The sequence below is a fragment of the Labrys sedimenti genome (assembly GCF_034424805.1).
Lineage (GTDB): Bacteria > Pseudomonadota > Alphaproteobacteria > Rhizobiales > Labraceae > Labrys > Labrys sedimenti.
On sequence record NZ_JAXOUF010000045.1, the window covers coordinates 1 to 14253 of the forward strand.

The window sequence follows — 14253 nt, forward strand, 5'->3', positions numbered from 1 at the left end:
ACACACCTTCTTCTCGGCAATCTGCATCGCAGCCGCAGTCATCTTCTGGATCTGATCAATGAGTCCTAAGCCTAGAGGCAGTTCCCATTATTAGGCACCCGGACGTCCGCCGAATGCTGGCGCATATGCGCGCCACGACCGAAGGGTGCCGGGCCCTTGCCGCCTCTGCCGCCGGATGGCAGGACCGTGCGCAGTTTGCCGCAACGCCGCAACAGAGAACGGAAGCTCTTGCAATAGCCGAATTTCTTGTACCGCTGGTAAAGGGATTCTGCACCGAGATGAGCCTCCAGACAGCCTCAACCGGCGTACAGATTTACGGTGGCATGGGGTTCATCGAAGAAACCGGCGTTGCCCAGTTTTACCGTGACGCACGAATCCTGCCGATCTACGAAGGCACAACGGCCATCCAGGCCAATGATCTGCTGGGCCGCAAGACGCTTCGAGATGGTGGATCAACGGCGAGACGCATCGCTGAAATGATAGCTCAAACAGAAAACGCTCTTGGGCAAGGCTCGCCCGCCGCGCAAGAGATCGCAGCGCAACTATCTTGCGCACGCGAAGCATTCGAGTCCGTCGTTGCCCATCTGGTTGCGGTCAGGCCAACGGAGCTGAACGCCGCTTATGCAGGCGCCGTGCCCTACCTGATGCTGGCTGGTAATCTTGTCGCGGGCTGGCAATTGGCACGCTCGGCCCTTGTCGCCGAAGCGGGCCTAGAGGACGGTCGAGATCCCGAGTTCATGGCTGCCAAGATCGCCACGGCTCGGTTCTACGCCCAACATGTTCTCAAAGAGGCCGACCTTCAACGAACCCGCGTCGTCCACGGCGCCGCAAGCCTGTTGGAAGTCGAATTCTGATTTGATCCATCACCCATCTTCATCTCGGGAACAGGACCGCAACATGGCCATCCACATCGACATCACCCGATACGAGAACCTTGCCATCGAGGCCCATGACGGGGGGGTCTGGGTCGTAACCCTGAACCGTCCGATGAAACGCAATGCACTGGACGCAGATACGATCGAAGAACTGGTCGACTTTTTTTCCACAGCTCCTCGCGCGGGTGTCCGCGCGATTGTGCTGGCCGGATCGGGCGACCATTTTTGCGCCGGGCTGGACTTGATTGAACATCATCAAGCTGACCGCAGCCCGGCGGAGTTTATGCATATTTGCCTGCGTTGGCACGAGGCATTCAACAAGATGGAATATGGCGGCGTGCCGATTATAGCGGCCCTTACCGGCGCGGTTGTTGGCGGCGGACTGGAGTTGGCCAGCGCCGCCCATATCCGGGTCATGGATAAGACGACCTATTTTGCGCTGCCTGAGGGCCAGCGTGGACTCTTCACCGGCGGCGGCGCGACTATCCGCGTCGCCGATCTGGTGGGCAAGTCGCGCATGATCGACATGATGCTGACGGGCCGGGTGTATCAAGGCCAGGAAGCGGTCGATCTGGGGCTTGCGCAGTACATTGTCGAAGGGTCAAGCTCAGAGAAGGCGCTGGAACTCGCTCACAAGGCAGCGCAGAACCTACCGCTGTCTAACTTCGCCATCTGTTCAGCCGTGAGCCACATACAAAATATGTCTGCTTTGGATGCCGCTTATGCCGAGGCTGTCGTCGCGGGTGTGGTGAACACCCAGCCGGAGGCGCGTGCTCGACTCGCCGCCTTCGCCGACAAAAGCGCGGCACGTGTGCGGGCCAACTATTGAGATCCGGGATTGGTCACTAACAGAATTGCGATTTGGCAGGGTTGCGTCGCTAAAGGTGGCTCCTTTATGTGAGTAAAGTCACTGAAAGCCCGCCCGGAACGTCTTGCCGCGCCCTGAGGCCGCAAGCACGCTGTCTCTATCCGATCGCGGCGTGATCGCGGATGAAGCTGGCTCACAGGGAACGGTGACCGTCGCTGGGAACCGCTCGGTGTGAATCGGCATCGCCCAAGGACACTATTGATGCGTTTCTAATCAGGGAGTTGGAAAGCCGATCGGCATGGAAGCCGCTTGCCGATTCACAGTGAACATCGTGGAAGAGGGCATCGATGTCGCCGTGCGGATCGGTCATCTGGCTGACGCGGGCTTCGCGGCTATTAAGGTCGGCGCGGTGCGGCGCGTGGTCTGCGGGTCGCCATGCTATTTCGAGAAATACGGTGTTCCAACGACGCCGGCCGATCTCAAAAACCATCGTATCGCGGCCTCGACGAGTGCCTGGGCTTCACCGGAATGGTGGTTCGCCGACGATGAGCGTGTGACCATTGATTCCGTCTTACAGTGCAACACCAATGAGGCCGTGATTGAGGTAAGCGCTGTTTTGATCCCACCTTTCAGATTTTGGCGTGAAGCGGGAAGTTCGAAGCCCCTGAGGGCTTGGACATATGACGATTTCAGAGCTTACGCTTAAAACCAACGATGAAGACCCTGTGCGGCGCTTCGAGGTTTTCACAGGCTCCGGGCGACGGCGAGAGTGGTCGGAGGAGGAGAAGGCCCGGATCGTTGCCGAGAGCTATGAGCCCGGCGCGAGCGTGAGCGGTGTGGCGCGTCATCACACGCTTTCTCCGCAGCAGTTGTTCACCTGGCGGCGTGCCGCCCGCAGGCCGGCGATAGATGCGCCCACGCCCTTGTTTGCTGCTGCGGTCATAACGACGCCGACGCCGACGCCGACGCCGATAGCACCCGAGCAACCGCCGCAGATCAAGCCTTCACGCAAACCATCTCGGTCTCGAGGGATTATCGAACTGGAGATCGAGGGCGTGCCATTGCGAGTGGATCGTGGCGCCGACGCCAAAACCGTGGCCGCCGTCATCCGCGCTTTGAAGGCAACGTCGTGATCGGACCGACGGGAACGGTCAAGGTCATGGTGGCGACGCGCGCGGTGGACTTCCGCAAAGGGGCGGAGGGATTGGCCGCTCTGGTACGGGAGGAGATGAAGACCGATCCATTCAGCGGCACGGTCTACGTGTTCCGGGCCAAACGGGCCGATCGGGTGAAGCTGGTGTTTTGGGATGGGACCGGTGTGTGCCTCTACGCCAAGCGTTTGGAGGATGGCAAATTCCAGTGGCCGAGCCTGGGTGACAGCGCGGTGCGCCTGACATCGGCACAGCTCTCGGCCCTGTTGGAAGGGTTGGATTGGCGACGAGTTCATGAAGCGCGCGAGGGGCGTATTCCGAGCGATCCAGCGTGATGTCAGCGAGCCACAAAATACTCGCAAGCCACTGACGAATATGGTTGAATCGGTCCATGGCAAATGGCGCCGATGCACTTCCTGACGATCCCGGAACGCTCAAGGCAATGCTGCTCGCCGAGCGTGCTCGGGCCGCGCGCCTGGAACAAATTATCAAGGAACTGCAGCGCCATCGCTTTGGCAAACGGGCCGAGAGCCTTCCCGAAGATCAATTGCTGCTGAGCCTGGAAGAGGTCGAGCAGGCCGATGCCAGCCAAGAGGCCGAAGACGAGGCAGCATCGCCGGCGCGTAAGATAGAACGCGCATCCAAGCGCCGGGCGAACCGGGGTTCGCTGCCGGCCCATCTGCCGCGCATCGAGACCCTGGTCGACATCGATGACAAGAGCTGTCCGTGCTGCTCCAGTCCCCTGCATGTGATTGGCGAGGACCGGGCCGAACGGCTCGACATCATACCAGCCCAGTTCCGCGTCTTGGTGGTGCGCCGGCCCAAATATGCCTGCCGGGTCTGCGAGGAGGTGGTGGTGCAAGCTCCCGCGCCCGCACGATTGATCGAAGGCGGCATTCCGACCAAGGCGACGGTCGCCCAGATCCTGGTCTCCAAATATGCCAACCATCTGCCGCTCTACCGCCAGGCGCAGATCTATGCCCGGCAGGGCGTCAGTCTCGACCGCTCGACGCTGGCCGATTGGGTCGGCCGCGCCGCCTTCCTGCTCCGCCCAGTACATGAAAGGCTGCTGGCGATCCTGAAGGGCTCGACCAAGCTGTTTGCAGACGAGACGACGATGCCGGTGCTCGATCCGGGACGCGGGCGCACCAAGACAGGACAGCTCTTCGCCTATGTCCGCGACGATCGGCCGTGGGGCGGCACGGATCCGCCGGCGGTGGCCTATGTCTATGCGCCCGACCGCAAGGCCGAGCGGCCGATTGCCCATCTCGACGGCTTTACCGGCGTGCTGCAGGTTGACGGCTATGGCGGCTATCGCGTGCTAGCTGAGAAGAATGCCGTGTCGCTGGCCTTTTGCTGGGCGCATGTCCGCCGCCGCTTCTTCGAGCTCGCCGCAGCAGGCCCGGCTCCCATCGCCAGCGAAGCCCTCGAACGAATTGCTGCTCTCTACCACATCGAAACACAGATCCGCGGCCGGAGCACCGAAGAACGCCGTGCCGTCCGTCAGGACAAGAGCCGGCCGATCATCGAGGCCTTCGAGCCGTGGCTCAAGGCCAAGCTCGCCGCGATCAGCCAGAAGACCAAGCTCGCCGAGGCAATCCGCTACGCGCTCTCCCGCTGGCAGGGCCTTTGCCGCCTCCTCGACGATGGCCGTATCGAGATCGACAACAACATCGTCGAACGCTCCATTCGCCCACTCGCCCTGACGCGCAAGAATGCCCTCTTCGCCGGCTCTGACGGTGGCGCCGAACACTGGGCCGTCATCGCTTCCCTGATCGAAACCTGTAAACTCAGAAGCATCGATCCCCAGGCCTATCTCCTCGACACCATCACCAGGATCATCAACGCTCATCCAAATAGTCGCATCGACGAACTCATGCCCTGGGCATATGCCGAGGCAGAAAAACTGCGCGACGTGGCCTGAGAACGGCGCTTACTGTTGGGTGTCGCATCCGTGAAGTTCTCGATGAGGTCAACAAGGATCAGCGTTTGGCTGGCGCGGCGATACATTGCAACTTCACGCATGATGCGCGTCCCTTGCACCAGCACCTGGTCAATTTCTCCCGCCCAGCCCGCAGGCGCTACGTCACCGAGAATGCCATCGTACTTCAGGTCGGGCCGTTTTCTTTCAATACCCGGACAGATCCACGTGCTTGCACTAGGAAATGCGATCTGCGCCGAGGATGCGTGCAAATGGTGAAAATTTCCAGGGACGACAATGTGGCCCACCGAGCCGATTGCCGAGAGTTCCTCGGCTATGGATGCAGTGATATGGCAGGGCGAATGCAGCATGACCAGGCCAGAGGCGAGCCGGATCGTCGTCATGCGTGCTTCGAACTTCGTCCCTGCCATTCGAATAGGATAGGTGCAAAGCCGTATTTGGTCGGAGATGTAACTGGTGAGGGCCATCTCGTTTCCTCGCTGGCACCCACAAAGGGGTGCTGTGTCAACTATACGGCTGATGGTTGGTTTGTTCTAAGTGGGGGCAAGCGGCGTTGAGAGGAGGCGGACGATGAGTTGCGGATCAGTGGCAATGATCTCCGTTCCGTTTCCGCGCAAAAGCCAGAAATGAACAGACACTTCCATATAAGTTCAAAAATTGCTTTTATTTAATTTACAATAACTATTTTATATCCTCGTAGACAATAATTATGACACTTTATTTTCAATAAACTATAATATGGCTACTGTCGCCGCCTGGTTACGCTCTCATATTGAGTTTTAGGACTGAACCCTTGCCTAATCTCTCGATCAGACCCTGCTTTGAGATCCCTAACCGCTGCAACCTTGTCTGGCGGCAGGTCCTTTTGACCATAGAAAGTGTAGGAAAGAGTAAGTTCCTGCACCCCTCTTGCGCTTGCATCGGTGAGCATGTTGTCATCAATGTAGAACACAACCGGCATTCTGGCAGATTGTTTTGGCGCGAGCCGCTCTTGAGTGAAACAGAAGCATTGAATCTTGTAGAAATACGGCGCAATTGCCGACGGAGTGACATTGTAGACTGCGCGGGCAACGACGGTTTTTTCGGAATTGTTCGTGGCATCGAAATAGACCGTGGTTGGCGAATCGACATCAACCGTGACCGATCGCTGCTCGGGTTTGAAACTCCAGTCGAGGCCAGGTGCCAGATTGGTGTCAAACGTCACTTTTAGTGGGGCATGAGGGGCGGGGGCGCCATGACTGGCGACCGGACCGGACGCTCTTCTTGTCGTCCCACCGAAGCCTGTGGCCCCGCAAAACGCCCGATACAGCGCCGGCGCATAAGACACTGTGACAAGCATGCTGCCAACAAATGCGCAAGAGAGCAATACAGTCAGGCGAACGCCCTTATTTATAGGGATCATCACACACTCTCTATAGTATAAAAATACAAATCACCTTTGTGACACTCTAACGAAAAAATCTACTATTAGACAGAAGAGGCATGAATCTGTTTTATAGTAAGGAATGAGGTCGCAGGGACGTCATGCTGCTCCGCATTTATATCGACTCTCGATATAGTAGGCTCCACTCGAGACGACGGTCAAGCCCTGCTGGCCCTGCCTGCCATGCTTTGTCCCTCATTACGTGGCACTTCTTTCAAGGCCTTCCTAAGCTTGCGTTCGAACGGAGATGAAACGGCAGGGTTCCAGACATGCTCATGAGGACCCTAAAGAATGGTGGCTGAGTGTCATGGATCGGAGTGACTGTTCCGCAATCGCAGTCTTCATTGTTGCGATCGTTCTGATCGGGGCGTGCTTATGGGTTGTCCTCGGTCTTACGAGTGAAAGGGAATTGATCGCCGGCGTCCCCGCATACGTGGACAAGGCTCAAGTCGCCGCGAGATCATAAGCAACGCAACTGCCTTCACTCGGCTCTGCGGGGCATCTGTATCTCAATCAAACAACATCCACCGATGACACCGCCATAATGCGAAGTCGGCGAGGGGCGATATCGGTGGTCGAAGTATGGCTGCATAGCAAGCGCCGGTAGCGTGAGCCGTTCTAACCCTGACGGTGGGGATCGCGAAGACGCAAATGGCTCCCGAAGAACGTTCGGACTAAAGGGGCGTGCCGATCGCCGCGGAGGAGAACCGACCTCTGTCTCAGCGCCCACCTGGGTCATCGATTGGCGACCAGTATGATAGGGAACTCGCCCACCTGAGCCAGGGCAAGCTGCCCCACCAACCGTATTACTGAAAATTAATTCGGCAGTTATGTCGAAATTCGATACGAAATTCCCGTCGTTTATGTCGCCGGAAGACGTCGCTTCCATGCGCCGGACGGGGCCCACAAGATGATCTGGATCCGCTTTCTGGGCTTCGTTTTTTCCAGCCTCTCGCTTGCGCTTTTGGCTTCAGCGGCCCTGATGGGCGGCGTGATTGCCAGCATCAACAAGGATCTTCCCGACTATCGGCAACTCCAAAACTATGAACCGCCGATCATGACGCGGGTTTACGCCGCTGACGGCTCAATCCTTGCAGAATATGCTAGGCAGCGGCGGATCTTCGTGCCGATCCAGTTGATCCCCCAGACACTCATCGATGCTTTCCTGGCCGCAGAGGATAAAGGCTTCTATTCCAATTCCGGCATCGACCCGCTTGGCGTTGTCCGCGCGATCGTGAACAATCTGAAGCAACACGGCTCCGATCGGCGGCCGATGGGCGCATCGACGATCACGCAGCAGGTTGTGAAGAACTTTTTCTTGAACAACGAAGTCTCGTATCGACGCAAGCTTGAAGAAGCAATCCTGGCACTTCGTATCAGCCAAACCTATTCCAAAGACCGAATTCTGGAGCTTTATTTGAACCAGATCTATCTTGGTTCTGGAAATTACGGTGTGGCTGAGGCGGCGCTGAACTATTTCGGCCGATCGCTGAAGAACCTGTCCGTTGCGCAGATGGCCTATCTCGCGAGCCTGCCCAAGGCTCCGAGCAATTATGATCCGGTCCGGAATCGTGAAGCTGCCATTGCCCGCCGCAATTGGGTGATCGGCCGTATGGCACATGAAGGTTTCATCACTTTCGACCAAGCCGCTCAAGCTACTCAGGCTTCATTGGTGGCATCGAGCCGCCATGTCCCTTTGGACCATTCGAACGGTGTTTCATATTTCGCCGAGGATATCCGCAAACAGGTGAGCGATCGCTATGGCGCCAACGAGCTCAATGAGGGCGGCCTGGTGATCCGCTCCTCCCTGGACCGGCGCCTGCAGGCTCTGTCTCACAAAGCACTGATTGATGGCCTGGTACGCTGGGATCAGCGGCAGGGCTATCGTGGTCCGGTGGCTCATCTTGATCCAAGTCACGATTGGCACAAAGCACTTACAGGATTGGATCAGCCCGACGATGTCGCGCCCTGGCAACTGGCAGTCGTGCTCAAGGTCGATCACGACACGGCACTGATAGGCCTGCGTCACACTCCCGAAGGCAAGCGGCGGGAAGCCAGTCGTCTCAGCACCGGTACGATCAACTCGAACGGTGTGCGCTGGGTGCATTCGTTCGGCGGCCATTCCGTGGCGAGCGTGGACGATGTCCTCAAAGCTGGAGACGTCGTATATGTCGCTCCCTCGGCCAAAGATCGCAGTTCCTTCGAACTTCGTCAGATACCGGAGATATCGGGAGCGATCGTCGTGATGGACCCCGTGACCGGCCGCATCCTTGCGATGGATGGCGGCTTTTCGTTCCAATACAGCAACTTCAACCGTGCCACACAGGCGTGGCGCCAGCCGGGTTCCTCCTTCAAGCCCTTCATCTATGCGGCAGCGCTCGATGACGGCTACACGCCCTCCACCATCGTTTCAGACGACCCGATCAGCATCGACCCAGGTGGCGGACAGCCTTTGTGGAGCCCAGCCAACGATGGCGGAAAATATTATGGTCCACGCCCACTGCGCTTTGGCCTGGAATGGTCCCGAAATGTGATGACAGTCCGGGTTGCGCAGGAGATCGGCATGCCCCTGATTGCTCGCTACGCCCGCCGATTTGGAATTTACGACGACCTGCCACCCTATATCGCCATGTCGCTGGGTTCGGGCGCGACAACACTCACGCGCATGGTGACGGCCTATGCCATGCTCGCCAATGGTGGGAAGCGTGTAACGCCTTCGTTGGTGGATGAAATCCAGGATCGCAATGGGAGCATCATTTTCCGGCACGACCAGCGCCAATGCCCGGATTGCAATTCTCCCTCCTGGACTGGGCAGGATGAGCCCCGATTGGTCAACATCACAGAGCAAGTGCTACCCTCCACGACGGCCTATCAGATCACGTCCATGCTGCAGGGCGTCGTGGAGCGGGGGACGGCAAGCGTCTTGAAATCCCTCGGCCGGCCGATCGCCGGCAAGACGGGGACCACCAACGATTCCAAAGACGTGTGGTTCGTCGGATACTCCCCGCATTTGGTCGCCGGCGTCTATCTTGGCTATGACGTACCGCGTCCCCTGGGCCGCATCGCGACAGGTGGGCGATTGGCCGCCCCCATCTTCGGTGAGTTCATGCAGGCCGCTCTCGCGGGGACACCTGCCGAGCCGTTCCAACCTCCGGCCGGAATAAAACTGATCACCGTCAACCCACGCACGGGGCAGCGCGCCGGCAATGAACAAGGCTCATTGCTGGAGGCCTTCAAGATCGGCACGGCGCCACCAGACAACGGCCCCATCAATGCCTCGTTGCAACAAGAAGGCCACGGCGTTTCTCTAGGGACTGGCGACCTATATTGAACGAAATAAGCAAAATTTTAAATATATAAATTAAATAATTTGATCGAAAACCAAGATATAACTTTAAAATTATTTAATTATTTTTAGAAATTACACAACAAAATCTCGCCAATTTTGAATTTATACATGATTGATGCTGGGAGGCATGGGGTAAAACATAGGGAGAAACCCACCATGCGAATCCGCCTTCTGGCTTCGTCGCTCGTCTTGTCGGGAGCACTGTTGTCGGCTGGAATGCCAGCCTTGGCCCAGGACCAAACAGGAAAGCCGTCCGGCCTTTGGCTGGCTACGGATTTTCCTGCCCTAACCGAGCGTATTGGCGACGACGCCAGGCTCGACATCACCTTATCCAACGTCAATCGCCCCCTCGCCACTGTGTCTTTTTCCCTGACCGGCCTGCCAAAGGATTGGCAATGGGAGCTTTCCGGCGGCGGCAGGCCCATTTCGTCGGCGATGGTGACCCCCGACCAAAACCAGCGCCTCACCCTGAAGCTCACGCCTCCCAAGGATGCGAAACCGGGAACCTACGACTTCATCGTACAGGGAAGGACCAATGAGGGGCAGGCCCTCAATCTGCCGATCGCCATGACGCTAGCAAGCCAGTCTCCAGCCAAGGTGACACTGCAGCCCGATCTTCCCGCGCTTCGCGGCACGTCGAAGTCCAGCTTCGACTTCAATGTGGCGGTCAAGAATGACAGCCCTGATGCGGGGACGTTCAACTTGATTGCTACGACCCCCCCGGGCTTCGTCGCAACCTTCAAGGAGCAATATGGCAGCCAGGAATTGACCAGCCTGCCGCTGAAGGCGGGGGAGAGCAAGACACTCAAGGTTTCCATCGCCCCGCCCAAGACCATACCTGCCGGTCAATATGGCGTGGGGGTCGCTGCGACCAGTGCAAAGGCGAAAGGCGAGACACAACTTGGCCTCGACATCACCGGGCAGCCGCAGATCAATGTCTCCGGCCCCGACGGGCGCTTGTCCGGACGAGCAGTGGCCGGCAAGGAAACGGATGTGAATTTCACCCTGGCCAATTCGGGCAGTGCGCCGGCAAAGAATGTGGCGCTGACCGCGCGAGCACCAACGGGCTGGAAAGCCGAGTTCGAACCCAAGACCCTCGATGCACTCGCTCCGAACGCCAGCCAGGAAGTCTCCCTTCATTTGACGCCCTCGGGACAGGCAATAGCAGGCGACTACATGGTGAACGTCAGTGCATCGGGGGACGGCGTCTACGACAATGCTGATTTCCGAGTCACGGTGGTGACCTCGACTGTCTGGGGAGCAGCGGGCCTCGGCGTCATTGCGGCTGCCGTCCTCGTGCTCGGCTTCGCCGTGACGCGCTACGGTCGGCGCTGATGACCCCGGTGATCGAGGCCAAAGGCCTCACCAAGCGCTATGGCCAGGCGATTGCGGTCGATGCGCTTGATCTCACCATCGAAGCAGGCGAGGTTTTCGGCCTGCTCGGTCCCAACGGCGCGGGAAAGACGACGAGCATCCTCTTGTTCCTTGGCTTGACCGAACCCAGTACCGGGCACGTGCGCGTACTGGGCTTCGATCCCTTGCGCGAACCGCTCAAGGTGAAGCGGAAAGTGGGATATCTGCCCGATGCCGTTGGGTTTTACGACCACCTCACCGCAAGAGAAAACCTAACCTACACCGCAAGACTGGGCGGGATTGCGACATCCGAACTGCAGCCTCGTATCGATGCGGCCATGTCGCGGGTACGCCTGAGCGATGTGGCCGACCGGCGCGTCGCAACCTTTTCCCGCGGCATGCGGCAACGCCTGGGAATAGCCGAGTTGCTGGTCAAGGCATGCGAGGTGGCGATCCTGGACGAGCCCACTGCAGGTCTCGATCCGCAGTCGACCCAGGAACTGCTCGAATTGATCGGCCGGCTGTCGCGAGAGGGAATGACGGTGATCCTTTCTTCGCATCTGCTCAACATGGTCGAGGCGGTCTGCTCACGCGTTGCCCTGTTTCATCGCGGCAAGGCGGGATTGGTAGGGCGTGTTCCCGACCTTGCACGGCAGGTGCTTGGGGGCTTCGGTGTGACGGAAGTCGAAGCGCAGGGATGCCAGGCAGAAGCCCTACTGGGTCGCATCGCTGGCGTCACCCGGATATCCTCGTCGGCATCCGGCGTATTGCGCGTCGAGGCTGACCGAGACCTGCGCAACGAAATCGCCAAAACGATCATTCAGGCAGGAGGTACGCTAAGCCGTCTTTCCTCCGAAAGATCCAGCCTCGACGATGTCTATGTCCGCTATTTTGAACAGGTGACACATGCAGCGTGAAGGCTCGCCTTTTACCGGGACGTCGACTGTAGCCCTCAAAGAGGCCGCTGATCATATGACGAGCGCCAGGATGCATCTGGTGACTCTACTGGTGATTCTCACCGCGGCCGGCGCGATCTATGGCGCGATCGGTCAGATCAAGGCCAATGTCGGCGAAGATCCGTTTCTCTTCCTGCGCCTGCTGACGACCGCCCGCGAACCGTTACCCTCCTTCGTCGCCTTCCTCGGGTTCCTGTTGCCATTGGTTGGCATCGCCTTGGGATTTGACGCGGTGAATGGCGAGTATAGCCGCCGGACGATGAGCCGTATCCTGTCCCAACCTATCTATCGTGACGCGCTCTTGGCGGGAAAATTCCTGGGCGGGATGACGGTCATCGGCATTTGCCTCCTCGTTCTATGGCTGCTGATAACAGGCATGGGCATTCTCACTTTGGGCCTGCCTCCGTCGGGTGAGGAAATCCTGCGCGGCATCGCGTTTCTCCTGGCTTCACTGGCCTATGCAGGCGTGTGGCTGGCGGTGGCGCTGTTGTTCTCGACGATCTTCCGCTCCCCCGCCACATCAGCGCTCGCGACGCTGACCTTGTGGCTGGTGTTCACCTTGTTCTGGGGCATGATCGCACCACTGGCGGCCAGCTTCATCGCTCCGGTCAATCCCTATGATCCAATGACGGCGGTCCATCAGATGGAGGTCTCGCACATGATTGCGCGTCTCTCGCCGAATACGCTCTATGGCGAGACGATCAGCGCCCTCCTCAATCCGGCAACCCGTTCCCTCGGGCTCGTGTTCATGAGTCAACTCGAGGGCGCGGTAATCGGCTCGCCGCTTCCGTTCGGGCAAAGCATTCTTTTGATCTGGCCGCAGTTGTCCGGAATGATTGCGGCGATGGTGCTGGTCTACACCATCGCCTACATCGCCTTCCAGCGCCAGGAAGTTAGGGCCTGATCAGGAGGAACATCCCCGATGGGCGACGCCTTAACCAAGGCAGGCGCCGCCCCATTACGGCAATTTAACAAGCCAAATATATCGATATTCGATATATTTGGCTTCCTTTTTCGAACCTATCTGGCGTCAGTGTTGGAGGACGAAATGCCCCGTACGATCTGGCAGAATAAAAGCGCGCAGGATTGGCTTCTCGGCATCCTTGCGCTCGCTCTTTTTGTCATGCCGTGGATCGCCGGCACCGGCGATCACGCAGCGAGTTGGAGCGCCTGGCTGGGGGCAATCCTGCTTGCCTATCTCGCCGCGGCGTCTCTTTTCGAAGCGTCGCTGTTCCAGATTTCCCAGTGGGAAGAATGGGTCACGACCGCACTTGGGCTCTGGCTCGTTTTCGCCCCGCATCTCCTCGGCTTTGGGACGGATTTTCTCATCGCCTGGGCTCACCGCGTCATAGGCCTTCTGACAATCGCGGTGTCACTCTGGGCCGAATGGTCATTCAGACATTCTCCTGTTGCCACCAAGCAATGACAGCTGACTTCATATCCGACGCGCTACAGCAAGGATTCTGACCTCGACATAGCCGCCTCGAGGTCCAGCTTGCTGAAAGAAGGCGATAGCGAGCGCATCTTACGCGTAGCTTTCACCCCGTGGAGCCTACTATTCTCGTTCAACGATCATTTACCTTGGCACCAGCTCTGGCTTCGCCCCGATTGCCAATCTATATCGAAACTCGATATAGATTGGCAGACCTCTTACATGGGCAGACGGCCTCCCTAGGCAACGCAGGTCCTGCGCCGAGCCGCGCACCCGCGCCGACGCTCTCAAGTGGCCAATGCCCCTTTCTTGCAAGGAATCCACGGAATGCCAGCCGCCAAACGTGTGCCCCGTTGCCCAACGAAGATCACGGCCTTTATGCCTGCCAAGATCCGATGGAGTCGTTATTTGACGTGGCCTCGGCTCCTTGCGGCCATCGCTGTGCTCGTTGGAGGAAGTTTGGCGCCCGCAATGGCGGCATCGCCTCAGCTCATGGGCACATTCGGGGACTGGAAGGTTTACGCGGTGGAGGGTTCGAACACTCGGGATTGCTACGTACAAGCCGTTCCGAAGGTAAGAAGCCCCGATGGCCTGCGCCGAGATCCCGGCAGCATGTTCGTCACCCATCATGCGGGAAGGGTTGCAATGCCGGAAATTGCTGTCTCCCTGGGATTTCCCCTCCGGACGGGAAGCTCGCATAGCCTCCAGATCGGAGGACGCAGTTTCATGGTCTATGGGAAAGGCGAGAATGGCTCGCCGCAAAACGACGGGGATCAGGGCAAGATTATCGAGCTGATGAAAGCAGGTCAACGCCTGACAATCGTGACGTTGACTGGCCGTGGACATCGCAACGTCGATACTTTTTCGCTTACTGGCTTCGCCAAGGCGTCTCCCGTGAAGTAGTCGCGTTCAGGAGGCTTTGCCATTGGCGGTGCGCGATAGCGAGCCGACGAGCGCGGCCATG

Annotated in this window: 13 protein-coding genes and 1 pseudogene; 12 read left to right on the forward strand and 2 right to left on the reverse strand. The window is 58.5% G+C overall.

Translation table 11 applies throughout. The annotated features are described in order from the left end of the window. Positions 1-89: 89 nt before the first annotated feature. The 6 genes and pseudogenes from U1R88_RS34770 (at position 90) to tnpC (ending at position 4758) form a co-directional block, all read left to right on the forward strand. Entirely contained in the window at positions 90-854 is a 765-nt protein-coding gene (locus tag U1R88_RS34770; protein ID WP_322435452.1) for an acyl-CoA dehydrogenase C-terminal domain-containing protein, read from the forward strand. Between the two features lie 43 nt (positions 855-897). Beyond that, the gene (locus tag U1R88_RS34775; RefSeq protein ID WP_425545532.1) at positions 898-1704 is read left to right on the forward strand and encodes a crotonase/enoyl-CoA hydratase family protein; all 807 of its coding nucleotides are present in this window, start codon (positions 898-900) and stop codon (positions 1702-1704) included. Between the two features lie 301 nt (positions 1705-2005). Beyond that, positions 2006-2284 (forward strand): annotated as a pseudogene (locus tag U1R88_RS34780) (LysR substrate-binding domain-containing protein); the annotation flags it as partial. A 79-nt stretch (positions 2285-2363) separates the two neighbouring features. After that, a complete protein-coding gene (tnpA, locus tag U1R88_RS34785; protein ID WP_322435441.1) occupies positions 2364-2816 on the forward strand; it encodes an IS66-like element accessory protein TnpA in 453 nt (150 codons plus the stop codon). A gap of 26 nt (positions 2817-2842) precedes the next feature. After that, positions 2843-3169 carry an IS66 family insertion sequence element accessory protein TnpB gene (gene tnpB, locus U1R88_RS34790; protein WP_425545533.1) on the forward strand — a complete coding sequence of 109 codons (327 nt, stop codon included), beginning with the start codon at positions 2843-2845 and terminating at the stop codon, positions 3167-3169. A 56-nt stretch (positions 3170-3225) separates the two neighbouring features. Next, a complete protein-coding gene (gene tnpC, locus U1R88_RS34795; protein ID WP_322435443.1) occupies positions 3226-4758 on the forward strand; it encodes an IS66 family transposase in 1533 nt (510 codons plus the stop codon). Here tnpC and U1R88_RS34800 read toward each other — a convergent pair. Both U1R88_RS34800 and U1R88_RS34805 read right to left on the reverse strand, forming a co-directional pair. Continuing rightward, a complete protein-coding gene (locus U1R88_RS34800) occupies positions 4683-5243 on the reverse strand; it encodes a DUF4336 domain-containing protein (protein WP_322435444.1) in 561 nt (186 codons plus the stop codon). The two genes, tnpC and U1R88_RS34800, sit on opposite strands and share 76 nt — an antisense overlap. Positions 5244-5518: 275 nt before the next feature. Further along, positions 5519-6178 (reverse strand): cytochrome c oxidase assembly protein, encoded by a 660-nt coding sequence (locus tag U1R88_RS34805; protein ID WP_322435445.1) that lies wholly within the window; start codon positions 6176-6178, stop codon positions 5519-5521. A 931-nt stretch (positions 6179-7109) separates the two neighbouring features. On the opposite strand from U1R88_RS34805, the gene U1R88_RS34810 reads away from it, so the two are divergent. The 6 genes from U1R88_RS34810 to U1R88_RS34835 all read left to right on the forward strand — a co-directional run bounded on the left by U1R88_RS34810 (position 7110) and on the right by U1R88_RS34835 (position 14192). Continuing rightward, positions 7110-9530: a penicillin-binding protein 1A gene (locus U1R88_RS34810; RefSeq protein WP_322435446.1), complete on the forward strand. Its 2421-nt coding sequence runs from the start codon at positions 7110-7112 to the stop codon at positions 9528-9530. A gap of 126 nt (positions 9531-9656) precedes the next feature. After that, the gene (locus U1R88_RS34815) at positions 9657-10883 is read left to right on the forward strand and encodes a COG1470 family protein (protein WP_322435447.1); all 1227 of its coding nucleotides are present in this window, start codon (positions 9657-9659) and stop codon (positions 10881-10883) included. After that, positions 10883-11818 (forward strand): ABC transporter ATP-binding protein, encoded by a 936-nt coding sequence (locus U1R88_RS34820; RefSeq protein ID WP_322435448.1) that lies wholly within the window; start codon positions 10883-10885, stop codon positions 11816-11818. The genes U1R88_RS34815 and U1R88_RS34820 overlap by 1 nt, the downstream gene beginning before the upstream one ends. Continuing rightward, a complete protein-coding gene (locus U1R88_RS34825; RefSeq protein WP_322435449.1) occupies positions 11808-12761 on the forward strand; it encodes an ABC transporter permease in 954 nt (317 codons plus the stop codon). Before U1R88_RS34820 ends, U1R88_RS34825 begins: the two co-directional genes overlap by 11 nt. 18 nt (positions 12762-12779) lie before the next feature. After that, a complete protein-coding gene (locus tag U1R88_RS34830) occupies positions 12780-13283 on the forward strand; it encodes an SPW repeat protein (RefSeq protein WP_322435450.1) in 504 nt (167 codons plus the stop codon). Positions 13284-13901: 618 nt separating this feature from the next. Further along, positions 13902-14192 (forward strand): invasion associated locus B family protein, encoded by a 291-nt coding sequence (locus U1R88_RS34835; protein WP_322435451.1) that lies wholly within the window; start codon positions 13902-13904, stop codon positions 14190-14192. The last annotated feature ends 61 nt before the right edge of the window (positions 14193-14253 follow it).